Raw genomic sequence first — 21,336 nt, forward strand, 5'->3', positions numbered from 1 at the left:
ATCGAACTCTGCCTTTCCTATCGGTCCGGCAAGCCGTCTACCGGCGCGCTGAGCGGTGGTGCCGCTCGCAGGGGTCGGAATGGTGGTCGGACGGTGAGTCTGGTCCGGACTGTGCATGGGTGGGGTGTGCGTCGGCTATCTGTTGGGCGGATCGGCGGAGGGCGCGCACGGCGTCGGCGTGCTCGGACGGTGAACGATGCACCCGGTGCGTGGGCGTGTCCAGGGGGCCTAGGGACAGATCACCGCCGCCGGGCGTCTGGCGGCCCAGCGCGACCGTCGCCGCCTCTGGGCCGTCCTCGATGAGGGTGGCGTGGAAGACGCCCGCCGGAAGCGTGTACGACTCGCCGGTCCGGTGCGTGCTGGAACCGCCAGGAGAGTGACGGACGACGCGCCCAGTGGCCCTCAACTCGTCCACGTCCCCCTGGCTGACGACCTCGAAGATCTGCTGGGCCGTTTCCCGGGGAGCCGTGTCGGGGCCCGACTGGATGTCCATCCGCACGTTTCGGACCGTCCCGTACAAGACGAAACTGAGCAGATCCCAGCTGTGGCAGTGCACCGGCGACGTGGTGGACGGTGCCGGACGTATCTCCGGTGTCCAGATGTGCAGGCACACCCCGAAATCGCCGTCGCGTTCCACTGGCAGGCACACGAACCCGAGCGGGTGGCGTACAGCCGGGACGCAGGAGCGGCCCGCCGCGACATCCTCTAACACACGCCCTGCCCATACCGGCAGCGTCCGCGCCGCCGTACCCGCGTCGATCTCCTTGCGGATCTGCTCGTACCTCACCCGGTCACCAGTTCACGGTCACGTGCACGGTCACTCGTAGGGGTCCTTGGGCCGCAGCGCCTTCCGGATGATCTCGATCACGTCGCGGTCGGTGTACCCCGGCGCGAGATCGATCCCGATCACCTCGAACAGCTTGCGGACCTCCTCGACGGTGGGCTCGTCGTCCAGCGGCGCGAGCCTCGCCTGTTCGATGGGGACGCGGCGGGCCTGGTCCAGGCTGGTCTGGAGCTCCGCGCTCACCCAGCTGTAATAGAACTTGTTGTGGTCGACGACCAGCGCCTCACCGCGCGGGTCGTCGCGCGTGACCACGACCCGCGACGCCGCCAGGTCGTAGCGCAGCGTCGTCATCGTCCGCGCGAGACCGATGTCGATGTCGAGCATCGCGAACCGCTGCTTGTGCCAGCAGGCCGCCAGGATCGTGGCGTACGCCTCCTTGCGGGTGCGTTCCAGCGTCCATGGTTCGCCCGTCGCGTCAGGGCCATCCGACACCGAACGCCGGTGACGCGCGTACGCCTCGCACACCTCCACATTGGTGGGGTCGAGGATCTCCATGCGGAACAGCAGCGTCCGGCGCTCCCTGCGCGCCGTCGCGACGCATTCGGGGAGGGTCCGCGCCCGGATGTAGGTGCCCGTCCCGCCCTTGAAGAACCACCGGTCGGTGTCGCGGCGGGCCTCTTCGAGGACGTGGGCCACCTGTACGCCACTGATGACCCGCACGACGGTGCTCTCGTCCAGGGCCCGCTTGGTGTCGGACAGGACGTTCTCGAACCCCTCGATGTGCGTGAGCTTGCCGCTCAGGTCGTCGAGGGTCGCCGAGGACGCCCGCAGCGTGTCGCGCACCTCCGCCTCGACGGGGAGGCGGCGGCCGCGGTCCCGCAGTACCGACGTCGCGAGCAGGCCGATCACGGCGAGGATCGCGCTGTTGGTGATCTCTGACTCGTTGTCGAACTGCACCCCGAGGCCGACCACCGCGACGACGACCGCCAACACGAGTGCGATCACGGCGTCGGCGTTCTTCCCGAGCCAATTGGCGAAGCGGCCCATGTTCAGTAATCGTCCCGTCCTACTCGGAGGCGTCGTCATCGTAACCACAGGGGCGGGAGGGCGGGAAAGTCCCGTGGGCGAGGGGATTCCCGTGTCCTGCGAGAACGTCCCCCGTGGCCTTCGCCACCAGGACGTCCGTGGCTCCCCAGAGGTCGCTATAGGCTCATCGCATGCAGGCGCGGGGCTGGTGGTCGTCGGCGTGGCCCGAGCGGCGGTCACGCATTCTCGACGTCATCATCGCCGTGACGCTGGCCGCGGGCGACGGCTGTTTCATGTGGTTCGCCGAGCAGGACTTCTGGCTTCCGCCGCCCGTCACGTCGGGGTGCAGCGTCATCCTCGGCCTGGCCCTCGTCGTGCGGCGCACCCACCCGGTCCAGCTCGCCGTGTTCGCGCTCGTCTTCGGCGCGGTCACCGGCGGGGGCGCGTTCGCCTCGCTCGTCATCCTGTACTCGCTCGCCGCCTACACCGCGTCCCGCCGGACGGTCCTGACCGTGGCGGTGCTCGGCTACATCGTTCTGCTCGCCTTTCCCTCGCCGACCACGTCGACGGACTCGTTCGTCGTGCAGGCCATCAGCGGCATCGCGTTCGTCGGGGTCCCGATCCTGCTCGGCCTGTACATGGGCGCGCGCAAGCAACTCGTGATCTCGCTCCGGGAAAGGGCCGCGCGCCTCGAAAGGGAACAGCACCTCCTTGCGGAGCGCGCGCGGGGAGAGGAACGCACCCGTATCGCCCGGGAAATGCACGACGTCGTCGCCAACAGGATCAGCGTCATGGTCGTGCACGCGGGGGCGCTCAAGGCGATCGCCGTCCGCGACCCGTCCCGGGCCGCCGAGACCGCCACCGTCATCGGGGACATGGGGCGGCAGGCGCTGGAGGAACTCCGGCACGTGATCGGGGTCCTGCGGCAGGGCGAGGAAGCTTTGCCGCAGGAGGCCGTGACCCTCGCGCACGTCCGCGAACTGGTCGGGCAGTCCGGCGCGGCGGGCCTGCGCGTCGACCTGTCCATCCGCGGGGACGAGCGCCCCATGCCCGCCGCCGTCGGACGGACGGTCTACCGTCTCGTCCAGGAGGCGCTCACCAACGTCCACAAGCACGCGGGCGCCGCCGACACCCGCGTGGGTCTCGACCTGCTGCCCGAGGCGATCGAGGTGGAGGTCGCCAACGACCGGCCCACCGCCGCCCCCGAGCACCGGCTGCCGAGCGGCGGCAACGGCCTGGTCGGTCTCCGCGAGCGCGTCACCGCCCTCGGCGGCAGCTTCGAGGCCGGGCCCCGCAAGGGCGGCTACTCCGTCCGGGCGAGGATCCCGCTGCCCGCGTCCTGACCGCCGAATATCGGGGCTGAGCTGGGCGGATTCGGAATGTCGGTGGGCTTGCGTACTGTTGGGGAAGCTGAAAACCGCCGGAGCAGGGGAGGGGCGACGATGCGGCCGATCACGGATCTGCGACGGCGCGTGGCGCCGTTCGAGGTCGTCACCGAGATGACGCCGTCGGGCGACCAGCCGCAGGCGATCGCCGAGCTCGCCACCCGCGTCGATGGCGGCGTCAAGGACGCCGTGCTGCTCGGCGCCACCGGCACCGGCAAGACCGCCACGATCGCGTGGCTGGTGGAGAAGGTGCAGCGGCCCCTGCTGGTCATGCAGCCGAACAAGACGCTCGCCGCCCAGTTCGCCAACGAGCTGCGCGAGATGCTGCCGCACAACGCCGTCGAGTACTTCGTGTCGTACTACGACTACTACCAGCCAGAGGCGTACATCCCGCAGACCGACACCTACATCGAGAAGGACTCCTCGATCAACGACGAGGTCGACCGGCTGCGGCACTCGGCCACCAATTCGCTCCTCACCCGCCGTGACACGGTCGTCGTGGCGTCCGTGTCCTGCATCTACGGCCTCGGCACCCCGCAGGAGTACGTCGACCGCATGGTCCGGCTCAGCGTCGGCCAGGAGATCGAGCGCGACGACCTGCTCCGGCAGCTCGTCGGCATGCAGTACACGCGCAACGACCTGGCGTTCACGCGCGGGACGTTCCGCGTCCGCGGCGACACCATCGAGATCATCCCCCAGTACGAGGAACTCGCCGTCCGCATCGAGATGTTCGGCGACGAGATCGAGAAGCTCGCCACCCTGCACCCGCTCACCGGCGAGCTGATCACCGAGGACGACGAGCTGTACGTCTTCCCCGCGTCCCACTACGTCGCCGGGCCCGAACGGATGGAGCGGGCCATCGGCGGCATCGAGGCCGAACTGGCCGAGACCCTCGCCGTGATGGAGCGGCAGGGCAAGATGCTGGAGGCGCAGCGGCTGCGCATGCGCACCACCTACGACATCGAGATGATGCGGCAGGTCGGCACCTGCTCCGGCATCGAGAACTACTCCCGGCACATCGACGGCCGTGGCCCCGGCACCGCGCCCAACACCCTTCTCGACTACTTCCCCGAAGACTTCCTCCTGGTGATCGACGAGTCCCACCAGACGGTCCCGCAGATCGGCGCGATGTACGAGGGCGACGCGTCCCGCAAGCGGATGCTGGTCGAGCACGGGTTCCGGCTGCCGTCCGCGATGGACAACCGTCCCCTCAAGTGGGAGGAGTTCCTCGACCGCATCGGCCAGACGGTGTACCTGTCCGCGACGCCCGGCCCCTACGAGATGAACCGCGTCAAGGGCGACGTCGTGGAGCAGGTCATCCGCCCCACCGGCCTCATCGACCCCGAGATCGTCGTCAAGCCCACCAAGGGCCAGATCGACGACCTCATCCACGAGATCCGGGAGCGCACCGAGCGGGACGAGCGCGTCCTCGTCACCACCCTCACCAAGAAGATGTCCGAGGACCTCACCGACTACCTCCTCGAACTCGGCATCCAGGTCCGCTACCTGCACAGCGAGGTCGACACGCTGCGCCGCATCGAGCTGCTGCGCGAGCTGCGCGCCGGTGAGTTCGACGTCCTGGTCGGCATCAACCTGCTGCGCGAGGGCCTCGACCTGCCCGAGGTGTCCCTCGTCGCGATCCTGGACGCCGACAAGGAGGGATTCCTGCGCTCCGAGACGTCCCTGATCCAGACCATCGGCCGCGCGGCCCGCAACGTGTCCGGCCAGGTCCACATGTACGCCGACTCGGTCACCCCGTCCATGGAGCGCGCGATCGACGAGACGAGCCGCCGCCGCGCCAAGCAGAAGGCCTACAACGAGGAGCACGGCATCGAACCGCGTGCCCTCCGCAAGCGCATCGCCGACATCCTCGACTCCCTCGCCCGCGAGGACGCCGACACCGAGACCCTGATCGGCGGCGCGGGCCGCCAGCAGAGCCGCGGCAAGGCCCCCGTTCCCGGCCTCGCGTCCCGCACGTCGGCGCGCACCGGAGAGGTCGGCAGGCACGCCGCCGACCTCGTCGGAGACCGCCCCCGCGAGGAGATGGAGGCCATCATCGACCAGATGACCGCCCAGATGCACCAGGCCGCCGCCGACCTCCAGTTCGAACTGGCCGCCCGCCTCCGCGACGAGGTCAAGGAACTGAAACGCGAACTCCGCGAAATGAAGGAAGCGGGCGTCAAGTAACCCCGCCCACCGAAGCCCGAGCGTCAAACGAACGCGCCCACACGAGGGGCCGGGGGTCGGGTGGCTGCGGGTGGCCGTGGGGTGGGCGGCGGGGGGTTCGTGGCCGTCTTGGGGTGGGTTCTAGGTGAAAGCGATGACGACTCGGTCTTCGACCGGGTGGTAGCCGAGGCGTTGGTAGATGCCGTTGCTGGTGGGGTTGGCGAGGTCGGTGAACAGGACGACGTGTGCGGCGCCCGCGTCCTGCGCCGCGCGTGTGGCCGCGGTGGTGACGGCGGCTCCGTAACCTCGGTTGCGATGTCGGGTCGGTGTGTACACGGGTGCCACCCGCGCCATTTCGGCGACGACGGGCGTTCGCCCCGCCAGGGCCACCGGGCGGCCCTCCACCTCCCACAGCATGAGGCAGCCTTCAGCGAGCTTGCCCTCGACGACCTTCCGGTTCATCTCGCCGTGCCCCCCGGCGTCGCGGTGGAACGCGGCGTGCAGGTCCAGCACCAGGTCGCGGTCGGCGGCGCCCGCGACGCGCGCGGCGCCCTCCGGTGGCGGGTCGGGGGCGGCCAGCCGGGTCAGCCGGTAGAGGCGTTCGCGCAGCGCCACGCGGCTCGCGGCGCCCGTCGCGTCCGTCCACGCCCGCGCGAAGGTCTCGGCGATCCCCCAGGCCGCCTCGATGCCGGGGACGGCCGCCCCGTCGCGCCCGGCCAGGACGCCCGCCAGTTCACGTGCGGCCTGCTCCGGCATGGCGCTCAGCAGGGGCGGGTAACCGGACGTCCAGAGCATCGCGGCGCCGACCCGCCCGCCGTCCGTCCACCAGCCGAAGAGAGCGGAGTCGTAGAGGCCGGGGCCGCGGGCGCGCATGGCCTGGGTCACGGTGAGGGGCACGGTGTTGGCGACGGGGTCGTCGCGCAGGAAATCGCCCGCCCGGTCGAGGAACACGTCGAGATCGTCGGTCAGCGTCCATCCCATGCCCCAGGATGATCACGGCCGGGGCCCGCCCGCATCTGGTTTTCCGCCCCGCGATGACGGCCGATGACGGCGCGGCGGCGGGACGGGCGACCTACGATCATGGGGTGGACTATCGGGTTCGGGCGGCGGGGCCGGGGGAGCTGGCGGGGCTGGCGGCGATCGAGAATTCGGGCGACGCGATGTTCGCCGAGGTCGGGATCGTGTTCCCACCCGGACCGACCGTGGTGGAGGACATGATCGACAAGGGCGCGGAGATTCTGGTGGCCGGTGATCCGCCGGTTGGTTTCGCGGCCCTGGACGAGGTCGACGGGGCCGCGCACCTGGAGCAGATCTCGGTACGTGCCGACCTGGTCGGGCGCGGGATCGGCGTCCGGTTGCTGGACGCCGTGAGGGCGCGGGCCGGGGCGCGGGGAGTGAGTCTGCTGACGTTCCGGGACGTCCCGTGGAACGGACCCTGGTACGCCAGACACGGGTTCGTCGAGCTGTCGAAGGAGCGGTGGGGGCCGGGGATCAGGGCTCACTGGGACGCCGAGATCGGGGCCGGGCTGCACCGGTCGGGGGCGCGGCTCGTGATGTGGGCACCACCTCTCACGTGATCTACAACGTAAAGGCGGGAACCGGGAGAGCGCCGCGAGCGTCCCGCTCATGGAACGAGGGAGGACGATGATCAACCCGGTGGCATGGCTGCGCGACCGCCTCGGCGAACGGCGTTTCGGGATCGTCCTGCTGGTGGGGCTGCTGGCGCTGGCCCTCCTGCCGCTGGTGGCGCTGCCCGCGGCACGCTGCGAGATGTTCGGCAGCGGCTGCCGCGAGCCCCAGCCGATGGAGGCGCGCGCCGATCCGGTCGCGGCCGAGCAGCCGCCGACGCCGGTCGAGGCGGCGACCTGGGGTTCCTACGTGGCCCTCGGCGACTCGTACTCGGCGGGGCTCGGCGCGGAGGCGACCGTGGGGGACAAGAACCCTCTCGACCGGTGTCACCGCACGTCGAAGGCGTACTACCACGAGGTGTCGCGGGCGTTCCGGTTCGCGAAGGGCAGCTCGTTCTGGGCCTGCTCCGGCGCGACCATCCCCGACTTCCTGAACGGGCGGGGCGGGGAGCCGTCGCAGCTCGGCCGCATCGGCGCCGACACCAGCCTGGTCACGCTGAGCATCGGCGGCAACGACGTCGGGTTCTCCAGGGTCCTCGCCGGGTGTGTGATCAAGTTGCCGTGGAGCCGGAGCTGCACCCGGCAGGGGGACGACGTCGCCCGGCAGATGGCCGCGCTGCGGCAGAACCTGCCCGGCCTGCTCGACAAGATCACCACGCGGGCGCCGCGGGCGCGGGTGATCCTGATGGGGTATCCGAAGGCGTTCTCCGAGGTCGACGGCGTGGGCGGCGACAACATCAGCGTGTCCGACCAGCGGTGGCTGAACGCGCGGGCCTACGACCTCGGACAGCTCATCCGCCAGTCGGCGGCGGAGACCGACGCACGGATCGCCGCCCGGCACGGCACCGGCAGCGTCGAGTTCGTCGACGCCTACAGCGCGTTCGCGGGCCACGAGGTGGGCAGCGGCAACGCCTACATGAACGGCCTGCTGCTGAACCTGCCGGAGTTCGCGGCGGAACCGCGCAGCTACCACCCGACCATCGCGGGGCAGCACGCCCTCGCCGCCCTGTTCGCCGAGCAGATCAAGAAGGGACCCGGCCGCCCGCTGTCCTGACCGCTGGATCGCCGACCGCTTCACCCGCGCCTGCGCCGCCCTCGGCACCAGGGCCGAGACCCGGGGCGACCGCCTGGTCATCAACGCGCCACCGCAGCTACGCGCTCTGGACGGAGAAGTTCTGGGCCGAGTGGCACGGCGGCCCGTCCGCACTGGAATCGTTCAAGCAGATCTACGCCGACCCGCCGCAGATGCCGGAACCGCGCCCGGAGGTTCTGGGACGTCGTCATCGCCGACCCGACCCGCGACCAGATCTTCCACCGCGCGATCTACTTCCGCGGCGGCATGGCCCTGGAGGCCCTCCGCGACAGGATCGGTACGGACCGTTTCCTCCACCTGACCCGCACCTGGCTCGCGGACCACAGGTACGGCAATGCCACCACCGAGGAGTACGAGGCCCTCGCCGAGAAGATCTCCGGCCAGGACCTCGACGCCTTCTTCAACGTCTGGCTCCACACCCCGGGCAAGCCCGCGCCCTGGTGGTGACCGCTCCGGGACTGGCGTGGTGACCCCTCCGGGATCGGCTGGTCGGCCGTCCGGGGCCTAGGAGCTCCGGACGGCCACCGCCCGATCGGTGCCGTGCAGTGCCGTCCAGTAGTCGACGACCCGTTCCGCGTTGTCGGTGACCAGCCCGAGGTAGCCGTCCGGGCGGACGAGCACGAACGTGCCGTCGTCCGCCGCGTAGCCCTCCGAAACATGTCCGTTGACGTCGAGCACGGCATCGTCCCCGACCGGCTCGCCCGGGCGGACGACGGTGTACCCGCGCAGCGCCCCGCCGAGCCGGTCACCGAGGGCCGCGACCGCACCGGAACGCGCGGCGCCGAAGCCCAGCAGCGTCCAGTGGGGGCCGCGGAACAGGTCGAACAGCCGTGACGCGCGGCCGTCGGCCGTGGTCACCGGGGCGTCCGGAGCCCGGTCGCCCGCCGTGACCGGTCCGGGCCGGTCGCGGTCGTCGCGGGAGAGCGGCCCGCCCCGGTAGTTCAGCGTCAGCCCGTACACCTCGGGGCCGCGCACGTGCGCGTCGTCGTCACCGCGCTTGTGCTTTTCCAGGAGGGCCGAGCTGATGTCCAGCGCGGCGCGCGCCGCCGCCATCCGCTCGGGCTCGTAACTGTCCAGAAGGCTGTCGGGGGCGCCGGACAGGACGGCGGCGAGCTTCCAGGCGAGGTTGTACGCGTCCTGGATGCCGGTGTTCATGCCCTGGCCGCCGGTCGGCGGGTGCACGTGCCCGGCGTCTCCGGCGAGGAAGACCCGGCCGTCGCGGAACCGCTCGGCCAGGCGGGTGTTCTCCCGCCAGACGGTGTGCCAGGTCACCTCGCGGACCAGGATGTCCTGGCGTCCGGACGCCGTGGTGATGTGGTGTTGCAGGTGGTCGTGGATCGACGCGGTGGGCGACTCGGGCGGCGGCGCGGTCACGACGAACAGGTCGGTCCCGGCGAGCGGCGTCGCCATCACCAGGGTGCCGCCGGAGGGCCAGATCCGCCCGTGGTCGTGGGTGATCCCGTCCACCCGGGCGTCCGCGAACAGCATCGTGGTGTTCTCGTCGGTCTCGCCGGGAAACGCGATGCCGAGGCGCTTGCGCACGGTGCTCGATCCGCCGTCCGCGCCCACCAGGTACGTGGCGCGGACGGTCTCCGGCGTCCCGTCGACGGAGAGCGTGGCGGTCACGCCGTCCGCGTCCTGGGCGAGGTCGGTCAGTTCGGTGGACGGCTCCACGCGCCCGCCGAGGTCGGCGAGCCGCTCGCGGAGGATCTCCTCGGTGCGGAACTGCGGGACGAACCAGACGTTCGGGTACGGCACGGACGGGGCCGGGTCGGCGGGTTCGGTCATCCGTCCCTCCCAGACGACCTCGTCGCCCTGGTAGGCGCGCATGACCATGCCCAGGTCCCCGGCGGACAGGATCGGGTCGAGCACGCCGAGGTCGCCGAAGACCTCCAGCGTGCGCGGCTGGATGCCGTCGGCGCGCGACCCGCCCGCGAACCGCTCCGCCCGGTCGACGACGCGGCACGTGACGCCCCGCGCCGCGAGACAGCAGGCCAGCGTCAGCCCGGTCGGCCCCGCTCCGACGACCAGCACGTCGACATCCGTCATGGCACTCTCCTTCGTACAATGTACCAACTTCTAGTACGGCGTACGAATAACGCTAGCGGTACGGTGTACGAATGGCAAGCGTTGAGGACGGGGCGCTGATCTGGACCCGCCCGGAGCCCGGCACTCGGCGGCCGAAGTTCACCCGCGACCAGCTCGCGGCGGCCGCGCTGGCGATCGCCGACGCCGAGGGGTTCGCCGCGGTGTCCATGCGTCGGATCGCCGCCGACCTCGGCGCCGGGACGATGACCCTGTACCACTACGTCCGCACGAAGGACGAGCTCGTCGCGCTGATGGACGACGCGATCATGGCCGAGGTGCTGATCCCGCCGGGGGAGCTGCCGCCCGGCTGGTACGACGGGCTCACCGCGATCGCGACGCGCACCTGGGACGTCCTGATGCGCCATCCGTGGGCGCCGCACCATCTGCGGAACGCCCCGACCGGGCCGAACGCGATGCGGCACTTCGAGCAGTCGCTGGCCGCCGTCGCCGGGACCGGGCTGGACGCGCCCTCGCGATTCGCGCTGCTCGGCATGGTCGACGACTACGTCCAGGGCAGCGCCCTGCGCGCCGACGAAGCGCGTTCAGGGGGAGAGCCCACGGCCGACACCGCCGCGGCCCGGTTCGCCCAGGCGCAGATCGCCACCGGCGACTACCCGCACATCCAGGCGCTGTTCAGCGGTGCCGACGACCCCGCGACGGTCTGGTCGCACCTGACCGGCGGCGTGTCCGGACGCGACCGCTTCCAGCGCGGCCTGTCCGCCCTCCTGCACGGCGCCGCGACCCGCATGAACCTCACCCTCCCCGACCGCTGAGGCCGGGGGCCAGCCGAAACACGGGCCCATCGGCGTCCAGACGAAACACGATCCGCCCGCGTCCAGGTGAAACGCGAGCCGCCCGCGTCCCGTGGGGGGACGCGGGCGGCTCGTGGTCGTCGGGGCGGTTCGTCTAGGAGGCGAGGACGGCCTGGAGGAAGTCCCGGGTGCGTTGTTCGGAGGGTTCGCCGAAGATCTGGTCGGGGTGACCCTCCTCGACGATCTGGCCCTCGTCGAACATCAGGACGCGGTTGGAGATGTCCCTGGCGAAGGTCATCTCGTGGGTGACGCACAGCATGGTCAGGTCGCTCTGCCGGGCGATGTCGCGCAGCAGGTCCTGGACGCCGACGACGAGCTCGGGGTCCAGGGCGGAGGTGACCTCGTCCAGCAGCAGCACCCGCGGCTGCATGGCGAGCGCCCGCGCGATCGCCACCCGCTGCTGCTGGCCGCCCGACAGCTGGGTCGGATGCGAGTTGATCTTGTCGGCGAGCCCGACCATGTCGAGCAGGCCCTTGGCGCGTTCGACCGCCTCGTCCTTGGACACGCCCAGCACCCGCACCGGCCCCTCGGTGAGGTTGCGCAGCACGTTCATGTTGGGGAACAGGTTGAACTGCTGGAAGACCATGCCGACCTGCTTGCGCATCTCGTGCAGGTGCTTCTGGCTGGCAGGGAGGCGTCTGCCGCCCTTGTCCATGTGCCACAGCATCTCGTCGCCGATCCAGATGACGCCCTCGTCGAGCTTCTCCAGCGTCATCAGCAGCCGCAGGATCGTGGTCTTGCCCGATCCGCTCGGCCCGATCAGCGTCACCCGCTCGCCCGGCGCCACGGTGAAGTCGAGCTCGCGGAGCACCACGTTCTGGCCGAAGCGCTTGACCACCTTCTCGAAGCGGATGCCCGGCGCCTCGCCGTGCGGCAGGTCGGCGGCGGCCCCGCTCTTCGCCGGATCGCTCTTCGCCGGGACGCCCTTGGCCGGGTCGCCCTTCGTCAGGTCGCTCTTCGCCGGGTCGTCCTTGCGCGTGGGCACGTCCTTGCCGGTGCCCGCATCCTCCGCCGAGGTCGCGCCCTGAGGGTCATTGGGCGTGGGGTCGTCGGGTGTCGTGTCAGTTGGTGGCATAGCGCCTCTCCAGGCGGCGGACGAGTATCGAGGATATGACGCTGACCACGATGAACAGGAGACCGACCATCGTGATCGGCTCCAGGAACTGGAGCGTCTTCGCGCCCACCTTGTTGGCGGAGAAGAGCAGTTCCGCGACGTTGATCGCCATCAGGTACGGCGAGTCCTTGAACATCGCGATCAGGTAGTTGCCGAGCGTCGGGATGACCCGGCGGATCGCCTGCGGCAGGACGACGTCCAGCCAGACCCGCGACCGCGGCAGGTTCAGCGCCGTGGCCGCCTCCCACTGGCCCTTCGGGACGTCGGAGATCCCGGCCCGGTACACCTCGGCGGTGTAGGTCGAGTAGTGGACGCCGAGCGTGATGATCCCGGCCGTGAGCGATCCGATCGTCAGGCCCCAGGCGGGCAGGACGAAGAACACGAAGTACAGCTGGGGGATCAGCGGCGTGCACCGGATGAACTCGGTGATCCACCGGACGGTCTGGTTGAGGATCCGGCTGGGGGAGCGGCGCAGCAGCGTCCACACGAGCCCCAGCACCAGCGCGATCACGTAGCCAGCGAGCGTGGCGATGACCGTGTAGCGCAGGCCGTCGAGCAGGTCGGGCAGGATGTCCCACGAGTAGGACCAGTCCCATTCGACGTTCATCAGCCGCCCACCCCCGCTCCGGGCGCGCCCGCGGCGATCGTCCCGAGGGACGGTTCACGGGACGGTCGGCGTCCGAGCATGCGGTCCACGCGCCGCTCGGCGTACCGGACGAACAACAGAAGGATCTGTGCGATGACGAAGTACAGCACGAGCACCATCGAGAACGCCGCGACGGTCTGGCCGGTGCTGCCCTGGATGTTCTTCGACACGCGGGTCAGGTCGACCAGGCCGACGAGCGACACGATGGCCGTGCCCTTCATCAGCTCGATGATCAGGTTGCCGAACGGGGGCAGCATCAGCGCGATGCCCTGGGGCAGGATGACGCGGCGCATGCGCTGGTAGGGCGTGAAGTTCAGCGCCACCGTGGCCTCGTACTGGGCCTTCGGCACGGCGTTGATGGAGCCGCGCACGACCTCCGCGCCGTAGGCGCCGACGTTGAGGCCGAGCGCGAGGATCGCCGCGAACATGGTGGTGAACCGCAGGCCGAGCAGCGGCAGCGCGTAGAAGAACCAGAACAGCAGCACCAGCGTCGCGTTGCCGCGGAAGAACTCCACGTACACCCGGTTCAGCACCCGCACCCAGGAGTGTCGCGACGTGCCCGCCAGCCCGAAGATCAGGGCGAGGCCCAGCGCCAGCGCGCCGCCGAGCAGGGTGAGCTTGATCGTGACCCACGCGCCGTCCAGCCACTGTTGGTAGCTGTCGAGGACGTCAGCCACCGGCTCAGCCCTTGCAGAACTTGGCGGCGGTGTCGTCCGCGGTGGGCATCTCCGCCTGGGTGAACCCGAAGGGTTGCAGGACCGGCAGCAGCTTGTTCTGCTGCTTCAGCTTGTCGAGTTCGGTGTTCCAGGCGGTCAGCAGGTCGGAGTCGGCCTTGCGGAACGCGAACGCGCCCGCGCCGAACTGCTCCTTGCCGTCGATCACGGGGGTGAACGGCTCGGTCACCTCGAAGCCCTCGTTCTCGTGCTTGGACAGCAGGTCGGCCAGCGAGATGCGGGTCAGCCAGATGCAGTCGATGCGGCCCGCCTTGAGCCCCTCGAACGCGCTCGGCTGGTCGGCGAACGTCTTGATGTTCCCCTTGGAGACCCCGGTCTTCTCGGCATAGGTGGCCTCGACCGCGCCGGTCATCACCCCGACCTTGACGCCCTTCGCGGCCGGGTCCTTGGCGCCCTTGAGGCCCTTCGGGTTGCCCTTGCGGACCATGAAGGCGCTCTTGGCGACGTACTCCGGGTTGGCGAACGCCGCCGAGGCGCAGCGTTCCGGCGTGATGAACATCCCCGCGGCGATCGCGTCGAAGCGCTTGGCGTTGAGCCCGCCGATCAGCCCGCCGAAGTCGACCTGGACGCCCTTGACCTCGTCGATCCCGAGCGTCTTGAAGATGGCGCGGGCCAGTTCCGGCGCCTCCCCGGTCAGCTTGCCGGACTTGTCGGTGTAGCCGTACGGCGCCTCGTTGGCGAAGCCGACCGTGATCGACCCCGCGTCCTTCGCCTTCTGCAACGTTCCCCCGCCGGAACGCTCCTCTTCCGGATCCGTCGTGGAGCAGCCCGCCGCGGCCAGCGGTACCGCGGCGGACAGCAGCACGGCGGTGCGCAGGAAGTCGCGTCTCGAGGAAGTCATCATCGATCTCCTGGATGTGTGAACTCCGCGCCCGCCCAGAGGACCGAACGGTCCCCCGGGCGGGCGCGGGGTTGATGTGTCGGGTTATTGAATTGTTGTCTTCATTCAGCCGCCCACTGGGGTGAAGTCGCGGGCGCCGATGAACTCCGGACGCGGTGCGGGAGCCGAGAACGGTTCGACGCACGTGTTCTCGACGCTGTTGAACACGATGAACACGTTCGAGCGGGGGAACGGGGTGATGTTCCCGTTCGACCCGTGCATGCAGTTGCAGTCGAACATGGTGGCAGAACCCGCGGGCCCTGTGAACAGTTCGATGCCGTGTTTGTCGGCGAGTATCGACAGGCTGGCCGGGTCGGGCGTCCCGATCTCCTGGCCGCGCAGGGACTCCTTGTAGTGGTCGTCCGGGGTCTCACCGACACAGGCCACGAAGGTCCGGTGCGAACCAGGCATGATCATTAGTCCGCCATTGTGCACGAAGTTCTCGGTGAGCGCGATGGATATGCTCACCGCGCGCATCCGGGGCATGCCGTCCTCCGCGTGCCAGGTCTCGAAATCCGAGTGCCAGTAGAAGTCCTTGCCAGTGAATCCTGGCTTGTAGTTGACCCGGCTCTGGTGGACGTAAACCTCCGAGCCGAGAATCTGCCGGGCCCGGCCGACGACGCGCGGGTCGCGCACGAGGCTCGCGAACACCTCACTGATCTTGTGAACCTCGAAGATCGAACGGACCTCGTCGGAACCCCGCTCGGTGACCGTTCGCTCGTCCGCCAGGATCTGTGGGTCGCGTGACAGTCGCCGCAGTTCGGCGCGGAAATCCTCGACCTCCTCGGGGGCGAGCAACTGGTCCACGGTGAGGAAGCCGTTCGCCTCGAATCCGTCGAGGTCGGCCTCGTCGACCGGGCCGTCGGCGGGGCCGCCGCGCACCACCGGGTCCTGCCGGTACAGCAGCGCCGCCTCGGCGCACTTGCGGGTGGGGTAGGCGTCGTCGATGGTCGGGTGGGACTCGATGATGCTCACGCGTCCTCCTCGGTCAGCAGCGGATACACCCCGTTCTCGTCGTGGACCTCCCGGCCGGTGCAGGGCGGGTTGAACACGCAGACCGTGCGCAGATCCGTGTGGGCGCGCAGGGTGTGGTGCTCGTGACCGTCCAGCAGGTACATGACGCCCGGCTCGATCTTGTGCTTCTCACCGGTCTCGTCGTTGGTGAGCTCCCCCGTGCCGCCGATGCAGTAGACGGCCTCGATGTGGTTCGCGTACCACATCTTCGTCTCGGTGCCCGCGTACAAGATCGTTTCATGTAGCGAGAATCCGACGCCCTCCTTGGCGAGCACGAAGCGGCGGCTGCACCAGGTCGGGGCCTGCACGTCGCGGTCGGTGCCGATGATCTCGTCAAGGGAACGAACGATCATGAATCTCCTCTTTCCGGGTGTGCCCGGGCGGGGCCCCGCGCCGGGGCCCCGGCACGCCGGGCGGACGTGGACCGCGGATCGCGGACGGGTCAGACGGTGACCTTCTGGCGGACGGCCTCCAGCGAGTCCGCGATGATCTCCAGCCCGCGGTCCAGCTCGGCCTCGGTCGTGGTGAGCGGCGGCAGCAGCTTGACCACCTCGCCCTCCGGACCGGAGGTCTCCATCAGCAGTCCGCGCGCGAACGCCTCGCCGCACACCTTCGGCGCCATCTCGGCGTCGTTCATCACCAGGCCCCACGCGAGGCCCCGGCCGCGGACGGAGTCGACGGCGCCCGCGTGCGACAGCGCGATCGACTCGAGCGCCGCCTGGACCTGCCGGCCCTTGGCGACGGTCTGCTTCTCCAGGTCCTCGTCGCGCCAGTAGTCCTCCAGGGCGGCGACGGCGGTGACGAACGCGGGGTTGAAGCCGCGGAAGGTGCCGTTGTGCTCGCCCGGGTCCCACACGTCCAGGTCCCGCTTCATCAGCGTGACCGCGAACGGCAGCCCGTAGCCGCTGAGGGACTTGGACAGGCAGACGATGTCCGGGACGATCCCCGCCTCCTCGAAGGAGAAGAACGCGCCGGTGCGGCCGCAGCCCATCTGCACGTCGTCGACGATGAGCAGGATGTCGTGGCGGCGGCACAGGTCCTGGAGGCCGCGCAGCCACTCGGCGGTGGCGACGTTGATGCCGCCCTCGCCCTGCACCGTCTCCACGATGACGGCGGCGGGCTTGTCGAGGCCGCTGCCGCTGTCGTCCAGCATCGTCTCGAACAGCAGGAAGTCGGGCGTCCTGCCGTCCAGGTAGTTGTCGTAGGGCATCGCGACGCTGTTGCCCAGCGGGACGCCCGCGCCGGTGCGCTTCATCGAGTTGCCGGTGACGGCGAGCGCGCCGAGCGTCATCCCGTGGAAGGCGTTGGTGAAGCTGACGACGGTCTCGCGGCCGGTGTACTTGCGGGCGAGCTTCAGCGCCGCCTCGACGGAGTTGTTGCCCGCGGGGCCGGGGAACTGGACCTTGTAGTCGAGACCGCGGGGCCGCAGAACGATGTCGTTGAATCGTTCCAGGAAGTCTTGTTTGGCCGTGGTGTACATGTCGAGACTGTGAACGACGGAGTCGCCCGCGAGATAGTCGAGCAGCCTGCGTTTCAGTTGCGGGTTGTTGTGCCCGTAGTTGAGCGTTCCCGCGCCGGCGAAGAAGTCCAGGTAGGTCTTGCCGTTCTCATCGGTCATGTGGCTTCCGCTGGCGGTGTTGAACACCGTGGGCCAGCTTCGGCAGTAGCCGCGGACTTCGGATTCCAGGCGGGCGAAGACGTCCATTTCTGCCTCCAAGGCAGGGTAGGCGGTGGGCGACGGACGGGGCATGACGTGTCATCAGTTCGCGCCGGCGATCGGGCCGATCCTGAACAGCACCTCGGGAGCGTGTCCCGTCTCGGGAAAGTGCTCTGAGCCGAACAACGGGCTGCGGGCGAGTCGACACCCGCGGCCGCGGGCGAACGCCTCGAACATCGCGGTCGACGCGGCGTTGTCCGGTGTGACAGTGGCCTCCATGAACCGGTGCCCGCGCGGGGCGAGCCGGTCGGCGAGGCGGTCGAGCATGCGGCGGGCGAGCCCGCGGCCGCGGTGGGTGCGGCCGACGGCCACCTGCCACACGAAGAACGTGTCCGGACGTGATGGGCGGACGTATCCGGTGACGAATCCGCAGGGGACGCCGTCATCGTCGCGCGCCACCACGGAAGTCTCGGCGAAATCGCGGCACCAAAGGGTGTAGCTGTATGGCGAGTTGACGTCCAGGACCCGTGAGTCCCGGGCCAGTCGCCACAGCTCCGGGCCGTCGGCGGGGCTCGGCTCCTGGAGTAGCACGGCCGCGTTCGTCTCGCTTGCGCCGGGGCGCCGGGTCGGTGATTCCAGGGGTTGCGTTGCCATGTCCAGGCAACTTAGCGAATCTCGCGCCGTGATCGCAGAGTAATGTTATCGGCAGGATGTTTACCGCCCTACCGCGGTGGGTAGGGTTAAGGGCTTTGCCGAATTCGGTGCAATTCCGTGAGCGTTCACACTGACGATTGTCCGCTTTTCCCCGTGATACGCAGGAGGTACTGCCGCCTTCGGCGGCGACTGCGCCCGGACGCTTCCTGAACGCCACCTTAATGTTCTGTCGCGACATGGGGAGCGGATTTGTGTATCGGTTGTGTGAGGTAAGTCACTTTGATTTCATGTCAACGGCTCGGGTGCGGCGAGCGTCACGTCGTATCGGACGAGGTCGTCCGGTCGCGGGTGCCCTGGGACGGGTGTGGGACAGGGCGCCACGGCGTGTCCCCGGGATCGGTTCGGCTCACCATCACGTGGCATCTTTACCGGCAAAACGGTAATAGGTGGATGGCGAAATAGTAAGAATTGCGGCAATTTGGACGGTTTGCGGGGCCTCCAAAACCTGGTTCCGGAGGCCCCCTCCGGCCGGTGATTCCGGTCTCGCCGTCCGAGACTTTCCGACTGGTCCGTTTCACGCCGCGACGGGGCGTCGACCCGTCCGAGGAAGAGACTCAGAGTTTCCCGGCGAACCGATCGGTCGCCTCGATCAGACGGTGCAGGATGCCCGGCTCGGTGAAGGCGTGCCCGGCGTCGTCCACGAGATGGAACTCCGCCTCCGGCCACGCGCGGTGCAGATCCCACGCCGTCGCGGGCGGCGTGCACACGTCATAACGTCCCTGCACGATCACGGCCGGGATGTCGCGGATCTTGGCGACGTCCCGGATCAGCTGCTCGTCCTCAAGGAAGCCCTCGTTGACGAAGTAGTGGTTCTCGATGCGGGCGAACGCCACCGCGTAGTCGGGCTCGCCGAAGTCGGCGACCATCTCCGGGTTGGGCCGCAGCGTGATCGTCGCGCCCTCCCAGGTCGACCACGCCTTGGCCGCCGCGATCCGCACGTCCCGGTCGGGGGACTCCAACTGCTCGTGGAACGCCGAGATGAGGTCCTCACGCTCGTCCTCGGGGATCGGCGCGACGTACTTCTCCCACAGATCGGGGAACAGCAGCGACGCGCCCTCCTGGTAGAACCAGTACAGCTCGAACGGCCGCAGCGTGAAGATCCCGCGCAGCACCAGCTCCGACACCCGCTCCGGATGCGTCTGCGCGTAGGCCAGCGCCAGCGCGCTGCCCCAGCTCCCGCCGAACACCAGCCACCGGTCGACGCCCAGATGCTCGCGCAGCCGCTCCATGTCGGCGACGAGGTGCCAGGTGGTGTTCGCCTCCAGCGACACCTCCGGGTCCTTCGCGTGCGGCAGGCTGCGCCCGCAGTTGCGCTGGTCGAACAGGACGATCCGGTACGCCTCCGGGTCGAACTGGCGGCGGTGGTCCGGGGTGCAACCGGCACCGGGGCCGCCGTGCAGCATCACGGCGGGCTTGCCGTCCGGGTTGCCGCACACCTCCCAGTAGATCCGGTTGCCGTCGCCGACGTCGAGTGTCCCGGAGTCGTAGGGCTCGATCGACGGGTACAGGGTGCGAAGCCTCATGGGGCTCGATTCTCCCACCCGGCCGATGTGACCCACGGCACCGCCGCGCGGGCCGTCCGCACCCCGACCAGGCCTCCGGCGTGCGCGAACACCGCGCGGAGGCCGAGAAAGTAAACCCCAATCTGGGCAAACGTTCCGCTGGTCGGGGCTAGAGTGCCTTCAGTGAGCGACGCGACGGGTCGACGAGCCGGAGGCGGAGCGAACATGAAGTGCACACCCACCCCCGCGAACGCGGCCGCGCGCCGCCGGGCGAGGAGACACGTGAGCGAGATGACGAGCCGTCGGGCGAGGAACGCGGTCACCGCGTTGGGCAGAGCCATGCCGCTTCAGTGTGGACGGCTCCGAGCCGCGAGGCGGGGAGAGCGGTGAGCGAGCTGAACGGATCGGGCGGTTCCCGCGGGATCCCGGACGCCGCGTCCCCCTGGCCCGCCATGGGACGCGACCCCGGCCGCCCGGCGGAGACCAACGTGCCCGCCGCCCAGCAGCCGATCCAGCTGGGCAAACCCGGTCAACCCGGGCAGCCGGGGCTGCCGCCCGGCCGTCCTCGCGAGTCCGTGCGTCCCGAGGTCGAGCAGCCCGAGGCGCAGCCGTGGGACATCGTCGAGCGGCTCCGCCAGATGGCCGACCTCATCGGCGACGCCCTCGCCGCGGGCGAGCGCAAGGTCACCGAGGCGCATAGCGAGATCGCCACGCAGGTCGCGGCTGTCACGGCCGAGAAGGAGTCCGCGCAGCGCGACGCCGCGGCCGCCTGGGGTGAGGTGCAGCGCGCCCGTGGTCAGGCCGAGCAGGCCGAGCGCCGCGCCGTCGAGGCGCAGAACGAGAGCGCCGCGCAGATCGCCGGGGTCACGGCCGAGAAGGAGTCCGCGCAGCGCGACGCCGCGGCCGCCTGGGGTGAGGTGCAGCGCGCCCGTGGTCAGGCCGAGCAGGCCGAGCGCCGCGCCGTCGAGGCCGAGCGGCAGTACGCCGACGCCGACCGCCGCGCCGCCGACGTGCAGAAGGAGGCCGTCGCGCAGATCGCCGCGCTCCAGACCGAGCGCGAGAACTCGCAGCGCGACGCGGCCGCCGCCTGGAACCAGGCCCAGCAGGGGCGTGTCCAGGCCGACCAGGCCCGCGCCCAGGCCGACCAGGCGCGCGCACAGCTGGAACAGGTGCAGGCGCAGGTCGAGCAGGCCGAACGCCGCGTCGCCGAGACCGAGGCCACCGTCCGGCAGGCCATCCAGCAGCGCGACGCCATGAGCGAGGCCCGCGACGACGCGTTGCGCGCCGTCGAGGACGCCGTCGGCGGGCGCCGCTCCGCCGAGTCCGAACGCGACCGCGTCGCCGAGCAGGCCGCGGAGCTGTCGCGCGGGCTGGAGGGCGCGCACACCGAGATGGCCAAGCTGCGCTCCAAGGTCACCGACGCCGAGATGACCGCGCAGAACCTCCAGCACGCCGTCGTCGCCGCGGGCAAGGAGGCCGACGAGTCCCGCCGCCGCGCCGAGGTCGCCGAGCGCCGCGCCCAGGAGAACGAGCGCCGTGCCCAGGACGCCGACCGCCGGGCGCAGGACTCCGACCGCCGCGCCCAGGACGCCACCGGACGCGCCGACGTCGCCGAGTCCGAGCGCCAGCAGGCCCTCGACACGGCCGCGCAGTCGCTGGAGGCCGCAAAGAAGGCCGAACGCGAACGCGACGGCAACGCCAAGGCGCGCGAGACCGCCGAACGGGCCCGCGAGGGCGCCGTCCAGGCGCAGGCGCGCGCCGAGTCCGAGCTGACCCTGGCCCGCGGCCGCGCCGACCAGGCCGGTCGCGAACGCGACAAGACCGTCGCCGCGATGCGCCAGCTCGCCGCCGAACGCGACGCCGTCGCCGAGAAGCTCGCCGAACGCGACCAGTGGGTCGACCAACTGGCCCAGGCCGTCACCGAGCAGCGCGCCCAGATCGCCGAGCTGTCCCAGGAACGCGACGCGGCCCGCCAGGCCGCCGACCAGGCCCGCTCCCTGATCGACGAACTCACTCGCCAACTACGCACGATCATGCCCGCGGGCTCGAACGCCCTCCCCTCCTCCTTCGGCCCGTGAGGGGAGCCGTGTACT

At 70.1% G+C, this 21,336-nt stretch carries 21 protein-coding genes; 7 read left to right on the forward strand and 14 right to left on the reverse strand.

Annotated elements, in window-relative coordinates:
* Nucleotides 1-37 precede the first annotated feature (37 nt).
* Nucleotides 38-787, reverse strand: a complete 750-nt coding sequence (locus ABD808_RS13230) for a hypothetical protein (protein ID WP_344895199.1) — start codon at nucleotides 785-787, stop codon at nucleotides 38-40.
* A 30-nt stretch (nucleotides 788-817) separates the two neighbouring features.
* Entirely contained in the window at nucleotides 818-1,831 is a 1,014-nt protein-coding gene (locus ABD808_RS13235; protein WP_344895202.1) for a hypothetical protein, read from the reverse strand.
* A gap of 170 nt (nucleotides 1,832-2,001) precedes the next feature.
* Between ABD808_RS13235 and ABD808_RS13240 the strand changes: the two genes are divergently transcribed.
* Complete coding sequence (locus tag ABD808_RS13240) at nucleotides 2,002-3,153, forward strand: sensor histidine kinase (RefSeq protein WP_344895205.1); 1,152 nt, start codon at nucleotides 2,002-2,004, stop codon at nucleotides 3,151-3,153.
* A 99-nt stretch (nucleotides 3,154-3,252) separates the two neighbouring features.
* On the forward strand, nucleotides 3,253-5,382 hold the full coding sequence (gene uvrB / locus ABD808_RS13245; RefSeq protein ID WP_344895208.1) for an excinuclease ABC subunit UvrB: 2,130 nt from the start codon (nucleotides 3,253-3,255) through the stop codon (nucleotides 5,380-5,382).
* Nucleotides 5,383-5,502: 120 nt separating this feature from the next.
* On the opposite strand, the gene ABD808_RS13250 is transcribed toward uvrB, so the two are convergent.
* Nucleotides 5,503-6,342, reverse strand: a complete 840-nt coding sequence (locus ABD808_RS13250) for a GNAT family N-acetyltransferase (protein WP_344895211.1) — start codon at nucleotides 6,340-6,342, stop codon at nucleotides 5,503-5,505.
* 8 nt (nucleotides 6,343-6,350) lie between these two features.
* On the opposite strand from ABD808_RS13250, the gene ABD808_RS13255 reads away from it, so the two are divergent.
* The 3 genes from ABD808_RS13255 to ABD808_RS13265 all read left to right on the forward strand — a co-directional run bounded on the left by ABD808_RS13255 (nucleotide 6,351) and on the right by ABD808_RS13265 (nucleotide 8,529).
* Nucleotides 6,351-6,938 carry a GNAT family N-acetyltransferase gene (locus ABD808_RS13255; RefSeq protein ID WP_344895214.1) on the forward strand — a complete coding sequence of 196 codons (588 nt, stop codon included), beginning with the start codon at nucleotides 6,351-6,353 and terminating at the stop codon, nucleotides 6,936-6,938.
* Between the two features lie 49 nt (nucleotides 6,939-6,987).
* A complete protein-coding gene (locus ABD808_RS13260; RefSeq protein WP_344895217.1) occupies nucleotides 6,988-8,043 on the forward strand; it encodes an SGNH/GDSL hydrolase family protein in 1,056 nt (351 codons plus the stop codon).
* A gap of 252 nt (nucleotides 8,044-8,295) precedes the next feature.
* Entirely contained in the window at nucleotides 8,296-8,529 is a 234-nt protein-coding gene (locus tag ABD808_RS13265) for a hypothetical protein (protein ID WP_344895412.1), read from the forward strand.
* A 57-nt stretch (nucleotides 8,530-8,586) separates the two neighbouring features.
* Here ABD808_RS13265 and ABD808_RS13270 read toward each other — a convergent pair whose 3' ends face one another.
* The gene (locus ABD808_RS13270) at nucleotides 8,587-10,131 is read right to left on the reverse strand and encodes an FAD-dependent monooxygenase (protein WP_344895220.1); all 1,545 of its coding nucleotides are present in this window, start codon (nucleotides 10,129-10,131) and stop codon (nucleotides 8,587-8,589) included.
* A 71-nt stretch (nucleotides 10,132-10,202) separates the two neighbouring features.
* Between ABD808_RS13270 and ABD808_RS13275 the strand changes: the two genes are divergently transcribed.
* Nucleotides 10,203-10,943, forward strand: a complete 741-nt coding sequence (locus ABD808_RS13275) for a TetR/AcrR family transcriptional regulator (RefSeq protein WP_344895223.1) — start codon at nucleotides 10,203-10,205, stop codon at nucleotides 10,941-10,943.
* A gap of 133 nt (nucleotides 10,944-11,076) precedes the next feature.
* Here the strand turns inward: ABD808_RS13275 and ehuA are convergent, their stop codons facing one another.
* The 10 genes from ehuA to ABD808_RS13325 all read right to left on the reverse strand — a co-directional run bounded on the left by ehuA (nucleotide 11,077) and on the right by ABD808_RS13325 (nucleotide 19,584).
* Entirely contained in the window at nucleotides 11,077-12,057 is a 981-nt protein-coding gene (gene ehuA, locus ABD808_RS13280) for an ectoine/hydroxyectoine ABC transporter ATP-binding protein EhuA (RefSeq protein ID WP_344895226.1), read from the reverse strand.
* Nucleotides 12,044-12,703 carry an ectoine/hydroxyectoine ABC transporter permease subunit EhuD gene (gene ehuD / locus ABD808_RS13285; protein WP_344895229.1) on the reverse strand — a complete coding sequence of 220 codons (660 nt, stop codon included), beginning with the start codon at nucleotides 12,701-12,703 and terminating at the stop codon, nucleotides 12,044-12,046. Before ehuD ends, ehuA begins: the two co-directional genes overlap by 14 nt.
* Complete coding sequence (gene ehuC / locus ABD808_RS13290; protein WP_344895231.1) at nucleotides 12,703-13,419, reverse strand: ectoine/hydroxyectoine ABC transporter permease subunit EhuC; 717 nt, start codon at nucleotides 13,417-13,419, stop codon at nucleotides 12,703-12,705. The genes ehuD and ehuC overlap by 1 nt, the downstream gene beginning before the upstream one ends.
* A 4-nt stretch (nucleotides 13,420-13,423) precedes the next feature.
* Nucleotides 13,424-14,317, reverse strand: coding sequence for an ectoine/hydroxyectoine ABC transporter substrate-binding protein EhuB (gene ehuB, locus ABD808_RS13295; RefSeq protein ID WP_344895234.1), 894 nt, complete (start codon nucleotides 14,315-14,317; stop codon nucleotides 13,424-13,426).
* 105 nt (nucleotides 14,318-14,422) lie between these two features.
* Nucleotides 14,423-15,331: an ectoine hydroxylase gene (gene thpD / locus ABD808_RS13300; RefSeq protein ID WP_344895237.1), complete on the reverse strand. Its 909-nt coding sequence runs from the start codon at nucleotides 15,329-15,331 to the stop codon at nucleotides 14,423-14,425.
* The gene (locus tag ABD808_RS13305; protein ID WP_344895240.1) at nucleotides 15,328-15,723 is read right to left on the reverse strand and encodes an ectoine synthase; all 396 of its coding nucleotides are present in this window, start codon (nucleotides 15,721-15,723) and stop codon (nucleotides 15,328-15,330) included. Before ABD808_RS13305 ends, thpD begins: the two co-directional genes overlap by 4 nt.
* 89 nt (nucleotides 15,724-15,812) lie before the next feature.
* Complete coding sequence (gene ectB, locus ABD808_RS13310; RefSeq protein ID WP_344895243.1) at nucleotides 15,813-17,075, reverse strand: diaminobutyrate--2-oxoglutarate transaminase; 1,263 nt, start codon at nucleotides 17,073-17,075, stop codon at nucleotides 15,813-15,815.
* A 54-nt stretch (nucleotides 17,076-17,129) separates the two neighbouring features.
* Nucleotides 17,130-17,681 (reverse strand): diaminobutyrate acetyltransferase, encoded by a 552-nt coding sequence (gene ectA / locus ABD808_RS13315; RefSeq protein WP_344895246.1) that lies wholly within the window; start codon nucleotides 17,679-17,681, stop codon nucleotides 17,130-17,132.
* A gap of 614 nt (nucleotides 17,682-18,295) precedes the next feature.
* The gene (pip, locus tag ABD808_RS13320) at nucleotides 18,296-19,264 is read right to left on the reverse strand and encodes a prolyl aminopeptidase (RefSeq protein WP_344895249.1); all 969 of its coding nucleotides are present in this window, start codon (nucleotides 19,262-19,264) and stop codon (nucleotides 18,296-18,298) included.
* Nucleotides 19,261-19,584: a hypothetical protein gene (locus ABD808_RS13325; protein WP_344895252.1), complete on the reverse strand. Its 324-nt coding sequence runs from the start codon at nucleotides 19,582-19,584 to the stop codon at nucleotides 19,261-19,263. The genes pip and ABD808_RS13325 overlap by 4 nt, the downstream gene beginning before the upstream one ends.
* Nucleotides 19,585-19,629: 45 nt before the next feature.
* Between ABD808_RS13325 and ABD808_RS13330 the strand changes: the two genes are divergently transcribed.
* Nucleotides 19,630-21,321, forward strand: coding sequence for a coiled-coil domain-containing protein (locus ABD808_RS13330; protein WP_344895255.1), 1,692 nt, complete (start codon nucleotides 19,630-19,632; stop codon nucleotides 21,319-21,321).
* Nucleotides 21,322-21,336: the final 15 nt, after the last annotated feature.

Source organism: Actinomadura meridiana (genome assembly GCF_039537545.1).
GTDB lineage: Bacteria > Actinomycetota > Actinomycetes > Streptosporangiales > Streptosporangiaceae > Spirillospora > Spirillospora meridiana.